Origin of the sequence: Pseudomonas schmalbachii, from assembly GCF_017589465.1 — a bacterium.
Lineage (GTDB): Bacteria > Pseudomonadota > Gammaproteobacteria > Pseudomonadales > Pseudomonadaceae > Pseudomonas > Pseudomonas schmalbachii.
On sequence record NZ_JAELYA010000003.1, the window covers coordinates 38,026 to 58,566 of the forward strand.

At 64.4% G+C, this 20,541-nt stretch carries 23 protein-coding genes; 10 read left to right on the plus strand and 13 right to left on the minus strand.

Annotated features, from left to right (window positions below; all coding sequences use genetic code 11):
• The first annotated feature begins 33 nt into the window (after positions 1-33).
• The 7 genes from JFY56_RS09165 (at position 34) to JFY56_RS09195 (ending at position 7,107) form a co-directional block, all read left to right on the plus strand.
• On the plus strand, positions 34-573 hold the full coding sequence (locus JFY56_RS09165; protein ID WP_208313320.1) for a FixH family protein: 540 nt from the start codon (positions 34-36) through the stop codon (positions 571-573).
• Entirely contained in the window at positions 570-3,041 is a 2,472-nt protein-coding gene (locus tag JFY56_RS09170) for a heavy metal translocating P-type ATPase (RefSeq protein WP_208313322.1), read from the plus strand. Before JFY56_RS09165 ends, JFY56_RS09170 begins: the two co-directional genes overlap by 4 nt.
• Positions 3,042-3,074: 33 nt before the next feature.
• Positions 3,075-3,296, plus strand: a complete 222-nt coding sequence (gene ccoS / locus JFY56_RS09175; protein WP_208313324.1) for a cbb3-type cytochrome oxidase assembly protein CcoS — start codon at positions 3,075-3,077, stop codon at positions 3,294-3,296.
• On the plus strand, positions 3,289-4,014 hold the full coding sequence (locus JFY56_RS09180) for a sulfite exporter TauE/SafE family protein (protein ID WP_208313326.1): 726 nt from the start codon (positions 3,289-3,291) through the stop codon (positions 4,012-4,014). Before ccoS ends, JFY56_RS09180 begins: the two co-directional genes overlap by 8 nt.
• Before the next feature lie 72 nt (positions 4,015-4,086).
• A complete protein-coding gene (gene hemN / locus JFY56_RS09185; RefSeq protein ID WP_208313328.1) occupies positions 4,087-5,469 on the plus strand; it encodes an oxygen-independent coproporphyrinogen III oxidase in 1,383 nt (460 codons plus the stop codon).
• Between the two features lie 247 nt (positions 5,470-5,716).
• Entirely contained in the window at positions 5,717-6,451 is a 735-nt protein-coding gene (gene fnr / locus JFY56_RS09190) for a fumarate/nitrate reduction transcriptional regulator Fnr (RefSeq protein ID WP_208313330.1), read from the plus strand.
• 107 nt (positions 6,452-6,558) lie between these two features.
• Positions 6,559-7,107, plus strand: coding sequence for an adenine phosphoribosyltransferase (locus tag JFY56_RS09195; RefSeq protein WP_208313332.1), 549 nt, complete (start codon positions 6,559-6,561; stop codon positions 7,105-7,107).
• Between the two features lie 51 nt (positions 7,108-7,158).
• Here the strand turns inward: JFY56_RS09195 and JFY56_RS09200 are convergent, their stop codons facing one another.
• Positions 7,159-8,040: a DMT family transporter gene (locus tag JFY56_RS09200; RefSeq protein ID WP_208313334.1), complete on the minus strand. Its 882-nt coding sequence runs from the start codon at positions 8,038-8,040 to the stop codon at positions 7,159-7,161.
• 151 nt (positions 8,041-8,191) lie between these two features.
• A complete protein-coding gene (locus JFY56_RS09205) occupies positions 8,192-9,385 on the minus strand; it encodes a PilT/PilU family type 4a pilus ATPase (RefSeq protein WP_208313336.1) in 1,194 nt (397 codons plus the stop codon).
• Between the two features lie 203 nt (positions 9,386-9,588).
• Here JFY56_RS09205 and JFY56_RS09210 point away from each other — a divergent pair, with 203 nt between their 5' ends.
• The 3 genes from JFY56_RS09210 to JFY56_RS09220 are packed head-to-tail and all read left to right on the plus strand — an operon-like array spanning position 9,589 to position 10,810.
• Entirely contained in the window at positions 9,589-9,867 is a 279-nt protein-coding gene (locus JFY56_RS09210; protein WP_208313338.1) for a peptidylprolyl isomerase, read from the plus strand.
• Positions 9,868-9,887: 20 nt separating this feature from the next.
• Positions 9,888-10,250: an MmcQ/YjbR family DNA-binding protein gene (locus JFY56_RS09215; RefSeq protein WP_208313340.1), complete on the plus strand. Its 363-nt coding sequence runs from the start codon at positions 9,888-9,890 to the stop codon at positions 10,248-10,250.
• Positions 10,247-10,810, plus strand: coding sequence for a putative glycolipid-binding domain-containing protein (locus tag JFY56_RS09220; protein WP_208313342.1), 564 nt, complete (start codon positions 10,247-10,249; stop codon positions 10,808-10,810). The genes JFY56_RS09215 and JFY56_RS09220 overlap by 4 nt, the downstream gene beginning before the upstream one ends.
• A gap of 389 nt (positions 10,811-11,199) precedes the next feature.
• Here JFY56_RS09220 and pcaD read toward each other — a convergent pair whose 3' ends face one another.
• The 11 genes from pcaD to JFY56_RS09275 all read right to left on the minus strand — a co-directional run bounded on the left by pcaD (position 11,200) and on the right by JFY56_RS09275 (position 20,526).
• On the minus strand, positions 11,200-11,988 hold the full coding sequence (gene pcaD, locus JFY56_RS09225) for a 3-oxoadipate enol-lactonase (protein ID WP_208313344.1): 789 nt from the start codon (positions 11,986-11,988) through the stop codon (positions 11,200-11,202).
• A 178-nt stretch (positions 11,989-12,166) separates the two neighbouring features.
• Complete coding sequence (pcaF, locus tag JFY56_RS09230; RefSeq protein WP_208313346.1) at positions 12,167-13,372, minus strand: 3-oxoadipyl-CoA thiolase; 1,206 nt, start codon at positions 13,370-13,372, stop codon at positions 12,167-12,169.
• Positions 13,369-14,151, minus strand: a complete 783-nt coding sequence (locus JFY56_RS09235; protein ID WP_208313348.1) for a CoA-transferase subunit beta — start codon at positions 14,149-14,151, stop codon at positions 13,369-13,371. Before JFY56_RS09235 ends, pcaF begins: the two co-directional genes overlap by 4 nt.
• Complete coding sequence (locus tag JFY56_RS09240) at positions 14,151-14,999, minus strand: CoA transferase subunit A (protein ID WP_208313350.1); 849 nt, start codon at positions 14,997-14,999, stop codon at positions 14,151-14,153. Before JFY56_RS09240 ends, JFY56_RS09235 begins: the two co-directional genes overlap by 1 nt.
• Before the next feature lie 381 nt (positions 15,000-15,380).
• Positions 15,381-16,247, minus strand: coding sequence for a CsgG/HfaB family protein (locus tag JFY56_RS09245; RefSeq protein ID WP_208313353.1), 867 nt, complete (start codon positions 16,245-16,247; stop codon positions 15,381-15,383).
• A 25-nt stretch (positions 16,248-16,272) separates the two neighbouring features.
• Complete coding sequence (locus tag JFY56_RS09250) at positions 16,273-16,683, minus strand: curli assembly protein CsgF (protein ID WP_208313355.1); 411 nt, start codon at positions 16,681-16,683, stop codon at positions 16,273-16,275.
• A complete protein-coding gene (gene csgE, locus JFY56_RS09255) occupies positions 16,680-17,126 on the minus strand; it encodes a curli production assembly/transport protein CsgE (protein ID WP_208313741.1) in 447 nt (148 codons plus the stop codon). Before csgE ends, JFY56_RS09250 begins: the two co-directional genes overlap by 4 nt.
• Before the next feature lie 5 nt (positions 17,127-17,131).
• Positions 17,132-17,749: a type II secretion system GspH family protein gene (locus JFY56_RS09260; RefSeq protein ID WP_208313356.1), complete on the minus strand. Its 618-nt coding sequence runs from the start codon at positions 17,747-17,749 to the stop codon at positions 17,132-17,134.
• Positions 17,724-18,098, minus strand: a complete 375-nt coding sequence (locus tag JFY56_RS09265; protein WP_208313358.1) for a type II secretion system protein — start codon at positions 18,096-18,098, stop codon at positions 17,724-17,726. The genes JFY56_RS09260 and JFY56_RS09265 overlap by 26 nt, the downstream gene beginning before the upstream one ends.
• 4 nt (positions 18,099-18,102) lie before the next feature.
• The gene (locus JFY56_RS09270) at positions 18,103-18,570 is read right to left on the minus strand and encodes a type II secretion system protein (protein ID WP_208313361.1); all 468 of its coding nucleotides are present in this window, start codon (positions 18,568-18,570) and stop codon (positions 18,103-18,105) included.
• Positions 18,571-18,573: 3 nt separating this feature from the next.
• A complete protein-coding gene (locus tag JFY56_RS09275; protein ID WP_208313363.1) occupies positions 18,574-20,526 on the minus strand; it encodes a secretin N-terminal domain-containing protein in 1,953 nt (650 codons plus the stop codon).
• Positions 20,527-20,541 lie beyond the last annotated feature (15 nt).

Here is a 20,541-nt window from a genome sequence, read left to right on the forward strand (position 1 = left end):
TCACTGCGGAAAATCATCTGTGAGATAAAAACCATGCAGTCGGCCACGCCCGTACAACCCTGGTACAAGCACCTCTGGCCCTGGATCATCATCGGCATGCTCGGCACGTCGGTATTCCTCAGCCTGATGCTGGTTCGCATTGCCGCTACCAACCAGGACTCCCTGGTCAACGACAACTATTACGAGGCCGGCAAGGGCATCAACCGCTCGCTCGATCGCGAACACCTCGCCCAGCGTCTGCAACTTCAGGCGAAGATCCATTTCGATGATCTGACCGGAGAAGTGGATCTGCGCCTGGCCGGCAACAGCCAACCGGAAAAGCTGACTCTCAATCTGCTTTCGCCGACCCTGGAATCCCAGGATCGCCATCTCGAACTGCTTCCTGCGCCCGCCGAGAAAGGCCGTTATATCGGCCGCATCGAAGAGGCCATCAAGGGTCGCCGCTTCGTCGAAGTGCTGGGTGAACAGGACGGCCAGTCCTGGCGCCTGTTCGAGGAAGAGCGAGTGGCTCCGGGCGGGACCATCACCCTGGGGGACGAACCCCTCAAGGGAGACGAAGTCGAGCGCCCATGAGCGCCCCCCTCCCCTGCTACCACTGCGCGCTGCCAGTCCCCGCTGGCAGCCGCTACACAGCCCAGGTTCTCGGTGAAAATCGCGAATTCTGCTGTCCCGGCTGCCTGGCGGTTGCGGAGGCGATCGTCGCTGGCGGACTGGAAGGCTACTACCGCCACCGCAGCGAGGCTTCCGTCAATCCCGACGCATTGCCTGCCCAGCTCAGCGATGAACTGGCATTGTTCGATCGCCCAGAGGTACAGCAGCCTTTCGTCCAGCATGAAGGGGAACTGGCCGAAGCCACCCTGCTTATGGAAGGTATCAGCTGCGCTGCCTGTGGCTGGTTGATCGAAAAGCATCTGCGCCAGTTACCCGCCGTCGCCGAAGCAGGACTCAACCTGTCGAACCATCGACTGCACATACGCTGGGCGGACAGCCAATTACCGCTGAGCGCCCTGCTCGCCGAACTGCGCAAGATCGGCTATGCGGCGCACCCCTACCAACCTGACCAGGCCAGCGAACTCCTCGCCGAGGAGAATCGCCGCTCGTTACGCCAGATAGGCGTGGCCGGCCTGCTGTGGTTCCAGGCGATGATGGCCACGATGGCCACCTGGCCGGAATTCAATATCGACCTGAGCCCCGAGCTGCATGCCATCCTGCGCTGGGTGGCCATGTTCCTCACCACGCCCATCGTCTTCTACTCGTGCCAACCGTTCTTCCGTGGCGCGGTCCGTGATATCCGCACCCGCCACCTGACCATGGACGTATCGGTTTCCCTGGCGATAGGCGGGGCCTATCTGGCCGGGATATGGACCGCAGTCACCGGAAAGGGCGACCTGTATTTCGATGCCGTAGGAATGTTCGCCCTGTTCCTTCTTGCCGGCCGCTATCTGGAGCGACGCGCGCGGGAGCGCACCGCTGCGGCCACTGCGCAACTGGTCAATCTGCTGCCGGCGTCCTGCCTGCGCCTCGACGAAAACGGCCAGAGCACGCGCATTCTGCTCACCGAGCTGCGTCTGGGTGATCGGGTCCTGATCCAGCCGGGAGCCGTGTTGCCGGCCGACGGATCGATCATCGAAGGGCAGTCCAGCGTCGACGAGTCCCTGCTCACCGGCGAATACCTGCCACAACCCCGCCAGCCCGGTGACAGCGTCACGGGCGGCACACTGAATGTGGATGGCCCGCTGATCGTAGAAGTCCGCGCCCTCGGCAAGGACAGCCGATTGTCGACCATCGTCCGCCTGCTCGAACGGGCGCAGTCCGACAAGCCACGCCTGGCCGAAGTCGCCGACCGTGCCGCGCAATGGTTCCTGCTCACCTTGCTGCTGCTGGCCGCCGTGATGGGCCTGTACTGGTGGCAGCACGACTCTTCCCGCGCCTTCTGGGTGGTCCTGGCCATGCTCGTCGCCACCTGCCCCTGCGCCCTGTCGCTGGCTACGCCGACCGCCCTGACCGCCGCCACGGGAGCCCTGCACAAGCTCGGCCTGTTGCTGACCCGCGGCCATGTGCTGGAAGGCTTCAAGCACATCGACACGGTGATATTCGACAAGACCGGCACCCTGACCGAGGGTCGCCTCACCCTGCGCGCCATACGCCCGCTGAGCGCACTCGACGGCGACCAGTGCCTCGCTCTGGCAGCAGCCCTGGAGAACCGCTCGGAGCATCCCATTGCCCGGGCTTTCGGCCGCGCACCGAAAGCGGCCGAACAGGTGGAAACCCACCCCGGGCTCGGCCTGGAGGGGCTGGTCGAAGGACAGCGCCTGCGCATTGGCCAACCCGCCTTCGTCAGCGCCCTGAGCGGCATGGACGTCCCCGCGCTTCCCGACGAGCCTGGGCAGTGGCTTTTGCTGGGCAACGTAGCCGGCCCGCTCGCCTGGATCGTGCTCGATGATCGCATCCGCGACGATGCGCCTGCCCTGCTGGAGGCCTGCCGCGCCCGTGGCTGGAAGACTCTGCTGCTGTCCGGCGACAACTCGCCCATGGTTACCAGCGTCGCCAGGGAACTGCGCATCGACGAGGCCCGTGGAGGGCTGCGGCCGGATGACAAGCTGGCAATACTGCGCGAGTTGCAACAGCAGGGGCACCGCGTGCTCATGCTGGGTGACGGAGTGAACGACGTGCCGGTGCTGGCCGCCGCCGACATCAGCGTAGCCATGGGTTCGGCCACCGACCTGGCGAAAACCAATGCCGATGCCGTGCTGTTGTCGAACCGGCTGGATAGCCTGGTCCACGCGTTCGCCCTGGCCAGACGCACCCGCCGCGTCATTATCGAGAACCTGGTCTGGGCAGGGTTGTACAATGGTGTGATGCTTCCCTTCGCCGCCCTGGGCTGGCTGACGCCCGTATGGGCAGCGCTCGGGATGTCGATCAGCTCGCTGACAGTGGTGCTCAATGCGCTGCGCCTGACACGGGTTCCGCAAGACCAGCCGCAGCCCCGTCAGCAGCACATGACCGAAATACTGCCGGCCAGCGCTGCCAGCCCCCGCTGAGCACTCGCGGAGCGAAATCCCGACGGAGTCGATATGCCTGCGCTCTACGTAATGATTCCAATCGCCGTCCTGATCGTTGGCGTCGCCATCTGGATCCTCTTCTGGGCGGTCAACAGCGGCCAGTACGATGACATGGACAGCCCCGCACACAGCATCCTGTTCGATGACGAAGACCCCAAGCACCAGGCCGGCATAGACGAAGCCGAAGGTGACGCCCAGGACGCGGACAGCGACGCAGGCAGGCGGGATGGCTGAACTCGCTCCACTGCTGGTGTCGGCGGTCATCCTCGGCCTGCTTGGCGGCGGGCACTGCCTGGGCATGTGCGGGGGCCTGATGGGCGCGCTGACCATGGCCATCCCCGCCGAACAGCGTGGCAAAAGACTGCGCCTGCTGCTGGCCTACAACCTCGGACGCATTCTCAGCTACACCTGCGCCGGCCTGCTGCTAGGCCTTGCCGGATGGGCGATAGCCAGCACACCGTTCGCCTGGGCGCTGCGCGTTGTCGCCGGGTTGCTGCTGATCGCCATGGGCCTCTATCTGGCGGGATGGTGGCATGGACTCACCCGCATCGAAGCACTCGGCCGCGGGCTGTGGCGCCACATCCAGCCAGTCGCCACCCGCCTGCTGCCCGTCACCAGCATGCCGCGTGCGCTGCTGCTGGGCGGCCTGTGGGGCTGGCTGCCTTGCGGCCTGGTCTACAGCACCCTGCTCTGGGCCACCAGCCAGGGATCGGCGCTCGACAGCGCAATGCTGATGTTCGCCTTCGGGCTCGGAACCTGGCCAGTCCTGCTGGCCACCGGCCTCGCGGCCGAACGCATTACCGCACTGCTGCGTCGCCGTGGCGTACGCGTGGCCGGCGGACTCCTGGTCATCCTCTTCGGTCTCTGGACACTTCCCGGCCCGCACCAGGCATGGATTATGGGCCACGACATGCACGCGTCGGCCCCGAGCCCGCATGGCAAGGCTGCTTGATACAAATCAACAGACATATTGCCGCCCCTCCCTAGACTGCCCGAACCACTCGCCAACCCGGGGACAATGGGCATGCTCGACAACATACGCTGGGACGCAGATCTTATCCGCCGCTATGATCTGGCCGGCCCGCGCTATACCTCCTACCCGACCGCCGTGCAGTTCCACGAAGGAGTCGGACCCTTCGACATGCTGCACGCCCTGCGCGACAGCCGCCGGGCCACGCGGCCCCTGTCGCTGTATGTGCATATCCCCTTCTGCGCCAACATCTGCTACTACTGCGCCTGCAACAAGGTCATCACCAAGGATCGCGGACGCAGCGCTCCCTACCTCACCCGCCTTTTCCGCGAGATCGAAATAGTCAGCAAGCATCTGGGGGACGAGCAGCAGGTCGAGCAGCTTCACTTCGGCGGCGGGACCCCAACCTTCCTCAGCTCCGACCAGTTCCGCGGACTGATGAAGCACCTTCGCCAGCATCTCAACCTCCTGGACGACGACTCCGGCGACTATGGCATCGAGATCGACCCACGCGAGGCGGACTGGTCGACCATGGGCATGCTCCGCGAGCTCGGTTTCAACCGTGTCAGCCTGGGGGTGCAGGACTTCAATCTGGAAGTGCAGCAGGCGGTCAACCGGCTGCAGAGTTACGACGAAACCCGCGCCATCATCGACGCGTCGCGGACGCTTCAGTACCGCTCGATCAACGTCGACCTGATCTATGGCCTGCCCCGGCAGACTCCCGACAGCTTCGCCCACACCGTGGAGCAGGTGATCGCGCTCCAGCCGAATCGCCTGTCGGTATTCAATTACGCCCATCTTCCGGAGCGTTTCATGCCGCAACGGCGGATCAACGCCGCGGAACTGCCCAGCCCAGGGCAAAAGCTGGAAATGCTGCAACGGACAACCGAGCAATTGAGCGCAGCCGGCTATCGCTACATTGGCATGGATCATTTCGCCCTACCAGACGACGAGCTGGCCATCGCCCAGGAAGATGGCTCCCTGCAACGCAACTTCCAGGGTTACACCACCCACGGACATTGCGACCTGGTAGGGCTCGGAGTGTCGGCGATCAGCCAGATCGGCGATCTGTACTGCCAGAACAGCAGCGACATCACCGACTATCAGAACAGTCTCGACAACAACCAGTTGGCCACTCGTCGCGGCCTGCACTGCAACGGGGATGACCGGATCCGACGTGCGGTCATCCAGCAACTGATCTGCCACTTCCAGTTGGCCTTCGTGGAAATCGAAGACCTGTTCGCCATCGACTTCCGCAGCTATTTCGCGGAAATCTGGCCGGAACTGGAGCGCTTCGCCAGCGATGGACTGATCGTCCTCGGCGATAGCGGCATAGACGTCACTCCGGCGGGACGCCTGCTGGTGCGCTCCATCTGCATGCTGTTCGATCACTATCTGCCCATGCAGAACATCCAGCGCTTTTCACGTGTCATCTGAGGCCTTCAATCCCCTTGTGCCGGATCGCTCCCGCAGTCCGGCCCCTTCCCTCCTCCACGCTGTTCCCATAGTTGCCTTGTCAGGTTCGAGATAGCGATCTCAAAATAAGGGTTATCCGAAAAAGACGTCAGATTTTTCCTAGAGTTGGTTTTTCGACGCAGTTCGAAATATCAATGACTGGAATCACTGGCCATAGCTACGTTACCCTTATTTTTCATGTGCCTTCCCACCCAAGGACTTTCTTCTTATGGCCGAAACCATCAAGTTGCGTGCGCTGCCGCAAGCGCATTGCAAGGACTGCAGCCTGGCTCCGCTCTGCCTGCCGATTTCCATCAGCACAGACGACCTGGATGCCCTGGATGACATCGTCAAGCGCGGCAGGCCATTGAAGAAAGGCGAGTTCCTGTTCCGTCAGGGCGATGCTTTCGGTTCGGTGTTCGCGGTTCGTTCCGGCGCGCTGAAAACCTTCAGCATCACCGACAACGGCGAAGAACAGATCACCGGGTTCCACCTGCCCAGCGAACTTGTAGGACTCTCCGGGATGGACACCGACAGCTATCCGGTATCGGCCCAGGCGCTGGAAACCACCTCGGTGTGCGAAATTCCCTTCGAACGACTGGATTCGCTCTCCGAGAAGCTGCCCCAGCTGCGCCGCCAGCTCCTGCGCGTCATGAGCCGGGAAATCCGCGATGACCAGCAGATGATGCTGCTGCTTTCCAAGAAGACCGCCGATGAGCGCATCGCCACTTTCCTGGTCAACCTCTCCGCCCGTTTCCGCGCTCGCGGCTTCTCCGCCCATCAGTTCCGCCTGGCCATGTCGCGTAACGAGATCGGCAACTACCTGGGGCTTGCGGTGGAAACCGTTTCCCGCGTTTTCACCCGCTTCCAGCAGAACGGCATGATCAACGCGGATGGAAAGGAAGTACGCATCCTGGACTCCATCGAGCTTTGCGCCCTGGCAGGCGGTGAACTGGAAAACTGATATCGGGCAGGCAATCCATTCCCGGTCATCGAAAACGGGCTCGCCAACAGGCGGGCCCGTTATACTTTTGCGTCTTGAAACTCTGCCCTGACCAGGTGCCTCCCAGCATGATCCTCAACCAACTCGACCTGAAATCCCTGATCCGCGCCGTTCCCGACTTCCCCAAGCCGGGCGTGATATTTCGCGATATCACACCGCTGTTCCAGTCGCCGCGCGCGCTGCGCTACGTCGCTGACAGCTTCATCCAGCGCTATGTCGAGACCGAGTTCACCCATATCGGGGCGATGGATGCGCGCGGCTTCCTGATCGGTTCGATCATCGCCTACGAACTGAACAAGCCGCTGGTGCTGTTCCGCAAGCGCGGCAAGCTGCCGGCGGACGTACTGGCGCAGCCTTATGCCACCGAATACGGCGAAGCCCTGCTGGAGGTCCATGCGGATAGCCTCTGCGAAGGCGACAGCGTGCTGATCTTCGATGACCTGATCGCTACCGGTGGCACCCTGCTGGCAGCCGCGCAACTGGTGCAACGCCTGGGCGCCACTGTCTTCGAGGCCGCCGCCATCATCGATCTGCCGGAACTCGGCGGCTCCGCCAAGCTGAGCGACGCAGGCATCTCGACCTTCAGCCTGACCGCCTTCGCGCTCAACGAGCGCTGATCCACACCACACAAGGGTGTTCACCCGGAACACCCTTCCCCTGACGGGAACTCACTTTCTGCGCTGCAGCCAGGCAGCGGCAATGCCGCTCAGGCAGATCACCAGGATGCCGATCAGCGTCGAATGCTCCGGCATATGGCCGAACACCAAGAAGCCCAGCAGCCCGGCGAAAATGATCTGGCAATAGCTGAAAGGCGCCAGCAAGGCCGGCGCGGAGTGGCGGAATGCCTGGGTCAGGAGCAGGTGCGCGCACATCCCGCAGGTGCCCAGGGCCAGCATCAGCAAGGCGTGCATGGGCGTCGGCCACTCCCAGAAGAACGGCACCAGGACGCTTACCAGCACGGTGTTGAGCAGGCCGGCGAAGAAGTTGCTGGTGGTCGCACTGTCGAACTCGCTGACCTTGCGCGTCAGCAACTGGTAGAAGCAGAAGCACAGCGCCGAGCCGAACGGCAGCAGAATCGCCGGCGTGAACAGTTCCCCGCCGGGATGCACGATGATCAGCACCCCGACGAACCCCAGCGAAACCGCCAGCCATTGCCCCAGGCTGACTCGCTCGCCGAGCAGCGGAACGGACAGCGCCGTCACCAGCAGGGGCGTGAGGAAGTTGACTGCCGTTGCCTCCGCCAGCGGGATGTACTGCAGCCCCGTGACGAAGAAGAAGCTCGTTCCCAGCAGGCACAGGGCGCGCACGGTCTGCAGCAGTGGCTTGCGGGTACGCAGCACGCGCAAGCCTGATCGAGGCAGGAAGATCCCGGCCATCAGCAAGGTGTGCACCACGTAGCGCGCCCAGACTACCAGCAGCACCGGGTAGAAGCCCGACAGGTACTTGGAGAAGGCGTCGTGGCTGGAGAACAGGAAGGTCGCCAGGATCAGCAGCAGGATGCCCAGGAATGGGCGGCTGGCTCCGGGCGACTGGGAACTGGAGGTACTCATTGATCGACACGCAGGAAAGGCCGCTCATCGAGCGGAAGGCGCACAGGGTACCCAAGAAGCCGCAGCGCGCCCAGCCGCAAGACGGAAATACCGCCGATAATCGCCCTCTCGCGAGGCTGGCAATTTCCAGCCCCGCGATGCGCTCAAATGCTCAGTGCGCCAACAGCCTCTCCGAATCCTCTGCCGCGAGTTCCTCGAGGACCAGTTCGAGTCCCCAGTTGCTGGCGTCCGCGGCATCGGCTACCGGAGCCGGCACATGGGCCTTGGCCTGGGGCGACACCGCGCCATCGCGATGCAGCTTCAGCCGCAGGCGCAGGTTGTTGGCCGAGTCGGCGTTCTTCACCGCCTCGTCTTCGCAGATCACCCCCTCGACGACCAGGTCGAACAACGCCTGGTCGAAGGTCTGCATGCCGAGTGCGCGGGACTTCTCCATGATTTCCTTGATCGAGCTGAATTCGCTGCGCTTGATCAGGTCGCTGATGGTGGACGTTCCCAGCAGCACCTCCACCGCGGCGCGGCGCTTGCCGTCGCGGGTGCGCACCAGGCGCTGGGAGACGAAGGCCTTGAGGTTGTTGCCGAGGTCGTTGAGCAGCTGCGGCCGGCGCTCCTCGGGGAAGAAGTTGATAATCCGGTCCAGCGCCTGGTTGGCGTTGTTGGCGTGCAGGGTGGAAATCGCCAGGTGGCCGGTATCGGCGAAGGCCAGCGCATGCTCCATCGTCTCGCGGTCGCGGATCTCGCCGATCAGGATCACGTCCGGCGCCTGGCGCAGGGTGTTCTTCAGCGCGGCGTGGAAGCTGCGCGTATCCACGCCCACCTCGCGCTGGTTGATGATCGACTTGCGGTGCCGGTGCACGTACTCGATGGGATCCTCGATGGTGATGATGTGCCCGCCGCTGTTGCGGTTGCGGTGGTCGATCAGCGCCGCCAGCGAGGTCGACTTGCCGGAGCCGGTGCCGCCGACGAAGAGCACCAGCCCACGCTTCTCCATCACCGTCTTCAGCAATACTTCCGGCAGCTTCAGGTCTTCGAAGCGCGGGATGTCGAGCTTGATGTTGCGCGCGACGATGGACACCTCGTTGCGCTGCTTGAAGATGTTGATGCGGAAGCGGCCGACGTTGTTCACCGCGATCGCCAGGTTCATCTCCAGTTCGCGCTCGAACTCCGCGCGCTGCTCGTCGTCCATGATCGAATGGGCGATGCGCGCCACGTCGCCGGTCCGCAGAGGCTCGTTGTTGAGCGGCTTGAGCACGCCGTTGATCTTGACGCAGGGCGGCGCACCGGTGGAGAGATAGAGATCAGACCCGTCCTGGGTGGCCAGGATTTTCAGCATCGACTGGATATCCATGATCTAAGCATCCATACGCAAGGGAAGGTGCGACGCCGTAGCCCGGAGGCTGGTCCGCTTGTAGGAAGTTTCACTCGAACTCTAGGTAGCCATCTGACATGGCACAACGCTACTCGGCTGGAAATGCGACATGCATCACCGCCTTCGTGCAGCATTGCGACGGGCTACAATGCGCCCTGCCGCAATCCACAGAGGAACCGTTCATGCCTGTCGCCATGGCCCGCCATATCCTGGTCAAGACCCAGGCCGAAGCCGAGCAGATCAAGCAACGCCTGGCCAGGGGCGAGGATTTCGCCAGCCTGGCGAAGAAGCACTCCACCTGCCCTTCCGCCAAACGCGGCGGCGATCTCGGCGAGGTGCGCCCGGGGCAGATGGTCAAGTCGATCGACACGGTGATCTTCAAGAAACCGGTCGGCGTGGTCCACGGGCCGGTGAAGAGCCAGTTCGGCTACCATCTGGTCGAGGTGTATTTCCGCGACTAACCACGGCCGGAGAAGTGCCCGTGACGCCAGACCAGATCGCCCGCTTCTGCCTGCAATTGCCCGGAGCCCGCGAAGACATCAAATGGGGTAGCAACCGGGTGTTCTCGGTGGCCGGCAACAAGATGTTCGCCATCCTCGATTTCGTCGACGGCGGCGAAGGCGGACTGGCGTTCAAGGTCGACGACGAGCTGTTCCTCGGCTACGTCGACCGTCCCGGTATCCGCCCCGCGCCCTATCTCGCCCGCGCCCGCTGGATCGCCCTCACCCGTCCCTACGCCATGGGCGACGCCGAACTGCGCGACGCCCTCACCCGCTCCCATCAACTGGTGGTCAGGCGCCTGCCCAAGCGGCTGCGCCTCGGTCTGCTGCTGGATACGCCATGAGCGACGAACTGAACTGGATCGGCATCTGGCAGAAACCTTCCGCCAGTTGGGAAACCCTGTGCATGCAGGAGGGGCGCGCCGACAGCCAGTTGCGCGCGATTGGCGAGGACGGCCAGGCACCCTATCAGTTGGAATACAGCCTGCGCTGGGATGCCGAGTGGCACCTACGCGAAGCGTTGCTGCGAGTCGAGAGTGAAAGCGCCAGTGACGAACTGCATCTGCTGGCGGACGGCCTTGGGCACTGGCAAACCGCCGACGGCACTGTGCTGGCGGAGCTGGACGGCTGCCTGGATATCGATATCTGGCCCACGCCCTTCACCAACACCTTCCCGATCCGCCGGCTGAATCTGGAAGATGGCCAGCACGCCGAGCTGGATGTGGTGTTCCTGGAAGCGCCCCGGCTGAAGCCGCGACGGATGCGCCAGGGCTACACGCGCCGCGATGCCAGCCATTACCTGTACCAGAACCTGGAAGGCAGCGGGTTCCAGGCCGTTCTCGAGGTGGATGAGCAGGGCTTGGTGATCGATTACCAGGGACTGTTCCAGCGAGTAGCCGGGTGAGATTGGCGGGCTGCAATGCCCACCGTAGGTTGGTGCTGAGCAACGCGAAGCCCAACATCGCCATCGTTGGGCTTCACTGCGTTCAGCGCCAACCTACGCGGGTTATGGCCCAGTCACGTAGTGGTGCATGCCGAATCGTAGGAGCAACTGTCTTGCTGCCGAAGGTGCTTTTTGTAGGGTGGACAACGCGAAGCTTGTCCACCACTCCGTCACGCCGCGCCTGATGGTGGAAAAGGCTTCGCCGTTTTCCACCCTACGTAGCGTCACCCGTAGGAGCGAGCTCTGCTCGCGAACATCGGCCCCGCAAAAGCTTCGCGAGCAGAGCTCGCTCCTACAGGAACTCGCCCCACGACGGACTGTAGGAGCGGGCCATGCCCGCGATTTCGCTGTCAGGCGCGGAGGAAGTCCAGTACGCGACGGGTAAAGTGCTCGCCCGCCTCGACGTTGGACAGGTGCGCGGCGTGCAATTCGACCAGTTCGGCACCGCGGATGCGTTCCTGCATGAAGCGGCCATGTTCGGTGGTGGTCACCGGATCGGCAGCGCCGCAGACGACCAGGGTCGGTGCCTGGATCGCCGTCAGTTGCTCGCGGAAATCCGCATCGCGCACGGCCGCGCAGTTCGCCGCGTACCCCTGCGGCGAGGTCTGCGCGAGCATGCCGACGATGGGTTCGACCTTGCCCGGTTGCGCCTGGGCGAAATCGGCGGTGAACCAGCGGGCGATGGAGGCATCGCGCAGGTCGCGCATGGCCTGCGCGCCACCGGCGAGGACGGTTTCGATGCGCGGGTTCCACACGCTCTCGTCACCGATCTTGGCGGCGGTGTTGCACAACACCAGACGCTCGATACGCTCAGGCGCGTTGATTGCCAACCACTGGCCGATCAGGCCGCCCATGGACAGGCCGCAGAAGCAGGCCTTGGCGATGTTCAGCGCATCCAGCAGGGCCAGCACGTCGCGGCCGAGCTGCTCGATGTTGTACGGGCCGTCAGTGACGGACGAGCCGCCGTGGCCGCGGGTGTCATAGCGCAGCACGCGGAAGTGCTCGCTGAAGGCGGGAATCTGCGCGTCCCACATGTGCAGGTCGGTGCCCAGGGAGTTGGACAGCACCAGCACCGGCGCGCCGGCCGGGCCTTCGAGGAGGTAGTTCAGGTCGCCGTCGGCGAGTTTTACGGAGGGCATGGAAAACTCCAGGCGGATTGCATTCGTTCATGAAGAGTAACGGACTTCGGGAGCGAGAGCGCCCTCACCCCCGCCCTCTCCCGGAGGGAGAGGGGGTAGGCCGGCGCGGTTTGCTATCCCCTCGCTCCGAACCATCTCCTCTCCCTCCGGGAGAGGGTTAGGGTGAGGGGAAAAGCCCTCAGACGCGCTCGACAACCAGCGCCACGCCCTGCCCCACACCGACGCACATGGTGCACAGGCCTTTCCTGCCGCCGCTCTTTTCCATCTGATGCACGGCAGTCAGGACCAGGCGTGCGCCGCTGGCGCCCAGCGGGTGGCCGAGGGCGATGGCGCCGCCGTTCGGGTTGACCCGCGCGTCGTCGTCGGCGATGCCCAGATCGCGGGTGACCGCAAGGCCCTGGGCGGCGAACGCCTCGTTCAGTTCGATGACGTCGAAGTCGGCGACCGACAGGTTCAGGCGCTCCAGCAGCTTGCGCACCGCCGGCACCGGACCGATGCCCATCACGCGCGGGGCGACGCCGGCGCTGGCCATGCCCAGCACTCGCGCCCGGGGAACGAGGCCGTGCTTCTTCACCGCCTCTGCGGAGGCCAGGATCAGCGCCACCGAGCCGTCGTTGACACCGGAAGCATTGCCGGCGGTGACGGTCTTGCCTTCGCCGTTGACCGGCTTCAGCTTGGCCAGGGCTTCCAGCGTGGTATCCGGACGCAGGTGCTCGTCGGCATCGATCACCGTCTCGCCCTTCTTGCCCTTGATCACCACCGGGACGATTTCCTCGGCGAAGAAGCCTTCCGCCTGGGCGCGGCCGGCGCGTTGCTGGCTGCGCAGGGCGAAGGCGTCCTGGTCGGCACGGGAAACCTGGTGGTCGTCGGCGACGTTGTCGGCGGTCTGCGGCATGGCATCGACGCCGTATTGCGCCTTCATCAGCGGGTTGATGAAGCGCCAGCCGATGGTGGTGTCCTCGATCTTCTGACCGCGGCTGAAGGCGCTGTCGGCCTTGCCCATCACGTAAGGCGCGCGGGACATCGACTCGACGCCGCCGGCGATGGCCAGTTCGATCTCGCCGCTGGCGATGGCGCGGAAGGCGGTGCCCACCGCATCCATGCCCGAGGCGCACAGACGGTTCAGGGTCACGCCGGGAATGCTTTCCGGCAGGCCGGCCAGCAGCAGCGCCATGCGCGCGACGTTGCGGTTGTCCTCGCCGGCCTGGTTGGCGCAGCCGAGGTAGACCTCGTCCAGCTCGTCCCATTTGACCTGCGGATTGCGCTCGACCAGCGCCTTGATCGGCACGGCGGCCAGATCGTCGGCACGGACCACCGACAGCCCGCCGCCGAAGCGGCCGATGGGCGTACGGACGGCGTCGCAGATGAATACTTCCCGGCTCATTCCTCACCGCCTTGCTGGCCGTGGGCGGCAGCGGTGCGGGCTTCCAGGGCGCGCAGTGCAGTCAGCTCCACTTCGGTCGGCGCGACGGTTTCGGCGACGCTGTCGGCGAAGCGGATCGCCCAGCCGGTGTTCTCGACCACCTGCTCGCGGGTCACGCCCGGGTGCAGCGAGGTGACGATGAATTCGTTGGTGCCGGCTTCCGGCTCCATGATGCAGAGGTCGGTGATGATCGCCACCGGGCCCTTGCCGGGCAGGCCGAGCTGCTGGCGATGGTCGCCGCCCTCGCCGTGGCCGACGGAGGTGATGAAGGCCAGTTTGTCGACGAAGGTGCGGTGCGACTGCTTGAGGATGATCAGCACTTCCTTGGCGCTGCCTGCGATTTCCGGCGCGCCGCCGGCGCCCGGCAGACGGACTTTCGGGTTGTTGTAGTCGCCGATCACGGTGGTGTTGATGTTGCCGAAACGGTCAACCTGCGCCGCGCCGAGGAAGCCGACGTCGATACGGCCGCCCTGCAGCCAGTAGCGGAAGATCTCGCCGGTGGGCACTACGGTATCCGCGGTCTCGGCCAGCTCGCCGTCGCCGATGGACAGCGGCAGCACGGTGGGCTTGGCGCCGATGGGGCCGGATTCGTAGATCAGGACCACATCCGGGGACGAGGTCAGACGGGCCAGGTTGGCAGCCTTGGACGGCAGGCCGATGCCGACGAAGCAGACGGCGCCGTTCTTCAGGCGGCGGGCGGCGGCGACGGTCATCATTTCATTGGTGCTGTAGGCGCTCATCACTTGGCCTCCGCGATTTTTTTCTGGAATGCCGCAAAGTCGGCGGTGCCACGGATGTACTCGTCGATCCACGCGGTGAAGGTTTCACGGTCGCGGGCAATCGGGTCCCAGGCCTGGTAGAAGCGGTTGTCGCGCTCGTAGTAACCATGGGCGTAGGACGGATGCGCGCCGCCGGGAACGTGGCAGACGGCGGAGAGTGCCCAGGTCGGCAGCACGCAGGCGTTCATCGGCGCGTTCAGGTCGTCGACGATCTCTTCCACGGTGACGATGCAGCGCTTGGCCGCCAGGGCCGCTTCCTTCTGCACGCCGAGGATGCCCCAGAGCAGCACGTTGCCCTTGCGGTCGGCCTTCTGCGCGTGGATCACGGTGACGTCCGGACGAACCGAGGGAACCGCGGCCAGTTGCTCGCCGGTGAACGGGCAATTGATGAACCTGATGTTCGGGTTGACCTTCGGCAGGTCGGAGCCGGCGTAGGCACGCAGTACCGCGAACGGCAGGCCCGAAGCACCGGCTACGTAGGAGTTGGCCAGGTCGGCATGGCTGTGCTCGTCGATCTCGATCGCGTTCGGCCACTTCTTCTCCACCGCGTCGCGCAGGCGGTGCAGCGAGCCGACACCCGGATTGCCGCCCCAGGAGAAGGTCAGCTTGCGTGCGCAGCCGGCGCCGATCAGCAGGTCGTAGACCAGGTCGGGGGTCATGCGAACCAGGTGCAGGTCTTTCTTGCCCTGGCGGATCAGTTCGTGGGAGGCGGCAGTGGGAATCAGGTGAGTGAAGCCTTCGAGGGCGACGGTGTCGCCGTCGTGTACGAAACGCTCGACTGCTTCGCGGAGAGTGAGGAGCTCGGCCATGGTTTTTCTCGTTTGGTCATCCAGGGCATCCGGCGATGCCGTTGGGAAGACCTTATCCCTGGGCCGGGCAGCGAACAATCCGATAATCGACTATTCGTTCGAATATCGAACACTTATGACGGATACTCGATCATAGTCATGGGGTCTTCGTAGGTTGGGCTGAGGTACGAAGCCCAACATCCGATGGGCATCGCAGCATGTTTGTTGGGCTTCGCTGCGCTCAGCGCCAACCTACAAGAACTCAGCCCAACATCCGGTGGGCATCGCAGCATGCTTGTTGGGCTTCGCTGCGCTCAGCGCCAACCTACGCGCTAGGCCAACCTACGGGCGCACCATAAAAAAGCCCGGCGAGTGCCGGGCCGAATACTTCAGGGGAAAAGCTCAGTTGGTATGGATGATGGTCGGCGGAGCGGCCTGGGTGAGGTACTTGGTCACCGCCGGATTGGTCATCGCATTGACGTCCGCTGCCTGCCACATGCCGCGTTCGATGCCCTGGGCGATCAGGTGCGCCACCGCCGATTCGACCGCCGCCAGCACGCAGAGCTGCGCGGGCTCGTTGTTGGTGTAGCCGACTTCCACTTCCAGCAGCTTCTTGAACTCGATGAACTTGAAGACGCTGGCGCTCTGGCCGATGGAGAAGATCGTCTTGCTGGTCATCACGTTGGCCAGCACGTGCCCGGTGCGCACGTCCACCGCGCGCAGGTTCACCGTGACCTGGTCGGCACGGTATTCCACCGTGGTGCCGATGCCCAGGTAGCGCGCGCCGTCGCCGCCGGTGCGGATGTCGGTGTCGTAGCCGACGATGCCGCCTTCCAGCATCAGGTTGGCGGCCTGCAGCGGCGGCAGTTCGGCCTGGATGTTCGCCGGGGTGTTCGGCTTCTTCTGCGAGGCGCGGATGATCTTGCGTTCGGTCAGCAGGTTCTGCAGACCCTCGCGCTCCAGCACCACGAACCAGCCGCTGGTCTGCAGCGCATCCATCAGCATGCTTGCCGCGCCCTGGGTGACGCTGGTGGAGAAGGAGCTGGCCGGGGCCGGCTTGTACTGTCCGGTCTGGTCGCGGAAACCGTAGACCGCCGCCACCAGCCGCCCCTTCGGCCGTGGCATGGCGAGCAGATCGTAGTAGGTCGAGGTGCGCGGAGTGAGCGTGGGCTGCTCGCCCTGCTCGGCTGGCATCGGATCACGCAACGCACATCCATGGAGTGCGGTCACAGCAACTGCGAGCAGTACTGCCTTCATCACTGCATTCATGGCCTGTCTTCCTTGCTGGTCTTGTTCAGGGGGCCAGGCCGTCTACGACGACCTCGGAAATCTCACCGGTCGATCGGTCGGTTATCTGGATGGTCAGCGCTCCCGAGTCCTCCAGGATATTGACGATGAATTCATCGGTGATCAGCGAGCCGGTCTTGCCGTTCTGCACATCCGTCAGCAGCTGCGACAGCAACCGCGACTGCAGCTGGTTGGTGAACCGGTCGAGCGCGGAGGTGGTGGTCCGGCTCACCGCATCCGGATCGTCGTGATCGTCCTGGGCCTGGGCGTTGTTCAGCAGCCAGTTGCCGTTCAACGGGTTGCCGCCGAAGGATGGGTTGACCGGCGTGTAGACCAGCTGGGAAGCCACCGCCGAGCCCGTGAGCAGATTGCTTGCCAGCCATATGCAGGCTGGAAGGCAGATTGTTTTCCTGTTCATAGTTCATCCTTTTCCAGGTCGGTGTTGTCCTGCAGCTGTGCTTCCAGCTTGCTGCGGACGATCTGCTGCTTCACGAAATCCGCCGCGTCGGATGCGACGGTCCTGAGTTCCGAGGTGTTCGGCGACAGAAAGCGCCGGTACACCACGCGCTGCTCGTACTCGACGATGATCAGGCTGCCCCAGCGCGCGTCGGGGCGTTCGCGGATCACCAGGTTGAAATCCAGGCGACTGGTGTCGCGCATGCGGTCGCTGAAGTAGCGATAGAACTCGTGGCCGATGTGCGAGATGGAGTCGTCGACCAGGAAGCCCATCATTTCGTCTTCCTCGTCGGCCGCTGCCGTCGCCGCCGCCAGCAGCAGAACCAGGCCGCAGGCGCGGGCCAGCCGTCCGCCACTGCGGGACGGCCTGCCGGTTGCCGGTGCGTTGCGCCTGAAGATCGACATCGACATCACTCCTCTCCTGCCGAACCGGCTGGGCTGCTTGGCAGCGGACTGCTCTGCAGCGGGCTGGGCACGAACGGCTGCCCTCGCCCGGAACTGCCTGGTTGTCCCTGGCCGCCGCCGGATTGCCGGCTGTCGGTCAGGTCCTTCTCCGCCACGAACTGCCAGTCGGAATAACTCTCCATGCCCTCGAATGCCTCCCAGCGCAGCGGAAAGCCGGCTTTCTTGATCGGCGTCTCGCGCGACTGGCTGTAGACCCCGGATATGCGTCCGTCGATGGTCCGTACCAGTCCCCATTCCATGTCGCCGGTCATCGGGTCCGGATAGAGCCGGCGCAGATGATGCTGCGGCTGTGGGAAACGCTTGTCCTCCAGCAACTCCTCCAGACTGGAGGGAAACTGCGCCAGCCCCGGGGAACTGGCGTAGTAGCTACGCAATGCACTTGCATACTGTGTGCCGACCCACAGCAACTGGCGTTCCTTTTCGCGCTTGGCGGCGGTTGCCCAGATCTCCCCGACCGAGGCAAGCATCAGGCCCATCACCACGACGATGAACAGCACGCCGAAATAGGTGAAACCCTCCTGGCTGGCGGGGCCGCGGCTACCAGTCCGCATACAGGCTGCCATCCTTGGCCCTCCCGCTCGCGCCGCTGTGCACGTCCGCCACGCCGCCCGGCACGCCGTCCGGCGGCGGCACCACCAGCCAGAGATCGTTGCGTTCGGTGATCGGGTCCACCGGCAGGGCGCGCAGGTAGCGCTGGGTCACCAGTTCGTCGATCGTCTCCGGGTACTTCCCTGTGTCGCCGTAGTAGTGATCGAGGGCCTCGCGCATCACCGACAGACTCTGGCGCAGGGTGGTTTCCTTGGAGGTTTCCAGGCTGTTGAAGTAGCGCGGGACGGCGATGGTCATCAGGGTGGCGATGATCGCCATGACCACCAGCAGCTCGATCAGCGTAAAGCCCTTGTTCGCTCGCATGACGTCACCACTCCCGGTACGGAATACCGTTCAAACCCTTGCCGCGCGCCAGGGAGTAGACGTCGAAGACATCCTCCCCATCGTGCGGCTCTTGCGCCGAACTGTCGTAGGCGCGCAGCCCCCAGCTTTCCTCCGGCTTGAGTTTGGGATCGGAGAACGGATCGCGCGGCAGCCGCCGCAGGAAGTAGATCTTCGCCCCCTTCGCACTGCGCTGGTCGCGTACGCCGTCGACCAGCACCTGCAGCTTCGGCGGATAACCGCTGCTGCCCACCGACTTCTCGATATGCCCCGCGTCGGCCTCGCGCTTGTAGGCGTCCAGCGCATCGCGGATCTGGTACAGCGCGTCCCTGAGTTCCTGTTCCTTGCCGCGCCGGATCACGGTTTCCGTGAGCGGTGCGGCGATGCTTGCGAGCAGCCCGAGGATGGCCAGCGTGATCACCACTTCGATCAGCGTGAAGCCCCGGGCGCGCATGACTCACTGCCTCATCATCACGGTGGTGGTCGAATCGACCACCGAACCCTGTGGCGCCGCGGCGACCGGCACCGGCTGGATGGCCGACGGCTGGGCCGCCACCGGTTGCCCGGAGGACAGCGGCGCGGGCATCGGCTGTGCCGGTTGCGCTATCGCCGGCTGCCCCGTTGCGGGCTCGCCCTGCCCCGGCGGCGTGGCTGGCGGCAACTGGTCGAGCTGCCCCAGCGACATGTCCACCGGCCGAACCTGCATGGCGCTTTCCGTGCCGGTGTCGAACTCCATGTCCGACGGGCTCTGGTACGGCAGGTTGCGGATGATCCGCGGGGTGATCGACAGCACCAGTTCGGCCTTGGTGTAGGTGTCCTTGTTGCTGCCGAACAGCCGGCCCAGGCCGGGAATGTCGCCGAGACCGGGGATCTTGTTGGCGGCGTACTGCTTGTCGTTGCGCATCAGGCCGGCGAGGATCTGGGTTTCGCCGTCGTGCAGGCGCAGGGTGGTCACCGCGTTGCGGGTATCCACCTGGACCGGGATGGTGCCCTGCGGGGTCGGCGCCAGTGGCGTGGCGTTACTCACTTCGAGGGCGACCTTGATCGCCACTTCGTTGTTCAGGTGCACCACCGGCTGCACTTCCAGCTTCAGACCGACGTCAAGGTAGGTGATGCTCTCGGTGATCACCGGCCCCTGGGTCGACGGCACCGAGGTGGCGCTGATGATCGGCACCCGCTGGCCGATGTGGATGCGCGCCTGCTCGCGGTTGCTGACGCGGATCACCGGGCTGGCCAGGGTATTCACGTCGGTGTCCTGGTCCTGGATCTTCGCCTGGATGCTGCTGTTGATGCCGATGCGGCTGCTGTCGTCCAGCCCCTTCAACTGCGACAGCGTGGTCGGCGTGCCGCCGGCATCGTTGAGCACGGTGAAGGTGTTCGGCCATTGCAGCCCGAGATCGCGGATGCGCTGGCTGTTCACCTCCATCACCTCGACTTCCATCACCACTTCCGGGTTGGACTGGTCCTGCGAATAGAACAGCTTCTCCGCCAGCCGGATGGCATCCGGGGTATCGCGCATGGTCAGGGTATTCAGGCGCTCGTCGACGAACACGTCGCGGGTCTTGAGCATGGTCTTGATCAGGTTCAGCGCGGTGTTCGCATCCATGTTGGTCAGGTAGAACGTGCGCATCGCCAGGTCCTGATAATCCTTCTGCTTCTGCGGCGAGTCGGGATAGATCAGCACGGTGTTGTCGTTCACCACCTTGCGCCGCAGCTGGTTCTGCTGCAGCAGCAGTTCGACGGCGTCCTCGATGCGGACCTGACGCACGAAGATGGTCGCCTTGAGATCGGGGCGCAGGTCCTTGTCGAAGATGAAATTGAGGCCAGACGCCTGCGACAGCACCTCGAAGATCACCTTCAGGTTGGCGTCGCGGAATTCCAGGTTGATCGGCCTTTCCATCCGCGAGCGCAGTTGCGGATACGGCGTGTTGGTGCGCTGGCGGATCGTCTCGATGTTCTGCTGCAGGCCGAGGGCGCCCTGGTGGCCGGGGTCGAGCGCGAGAATGGCGTTCACCTCGCGCTGGGCGCCGGTGAGGTCGCCGCGGCGCAGGTCGGTTTCGCCGTTGCGCAGCATGTCGCTCATGTTGCGCATCTGCTTCAGCTTGTTCAGGGCGTTCTGCGCACGGCGGTTGTTCGGTTCGATGCCCAGCACCCGCTCGTAAGCGACCGCCGACGAGGCGAAATCACGCTGGCTGAAATCGAGGTCCGCCGATCCCAGCAACTCCTCGACAGCACGTGCGCGGGAGGTGGTCAGCGCCACCCGCAGCTCGGCGTTGCGCGGATCGGCCTCGACCGCCCTGGACAGTTCCGTCAGGCCCTGCTCGTACTGCCTCGCCTCGATCAGCGCGAGCCCGGCCTCTCGTTCCTTGTTGACCGCGCAGCCGGCCAACAGCATCGCGCTGATAGTCATCGCCAGCACTGCGGA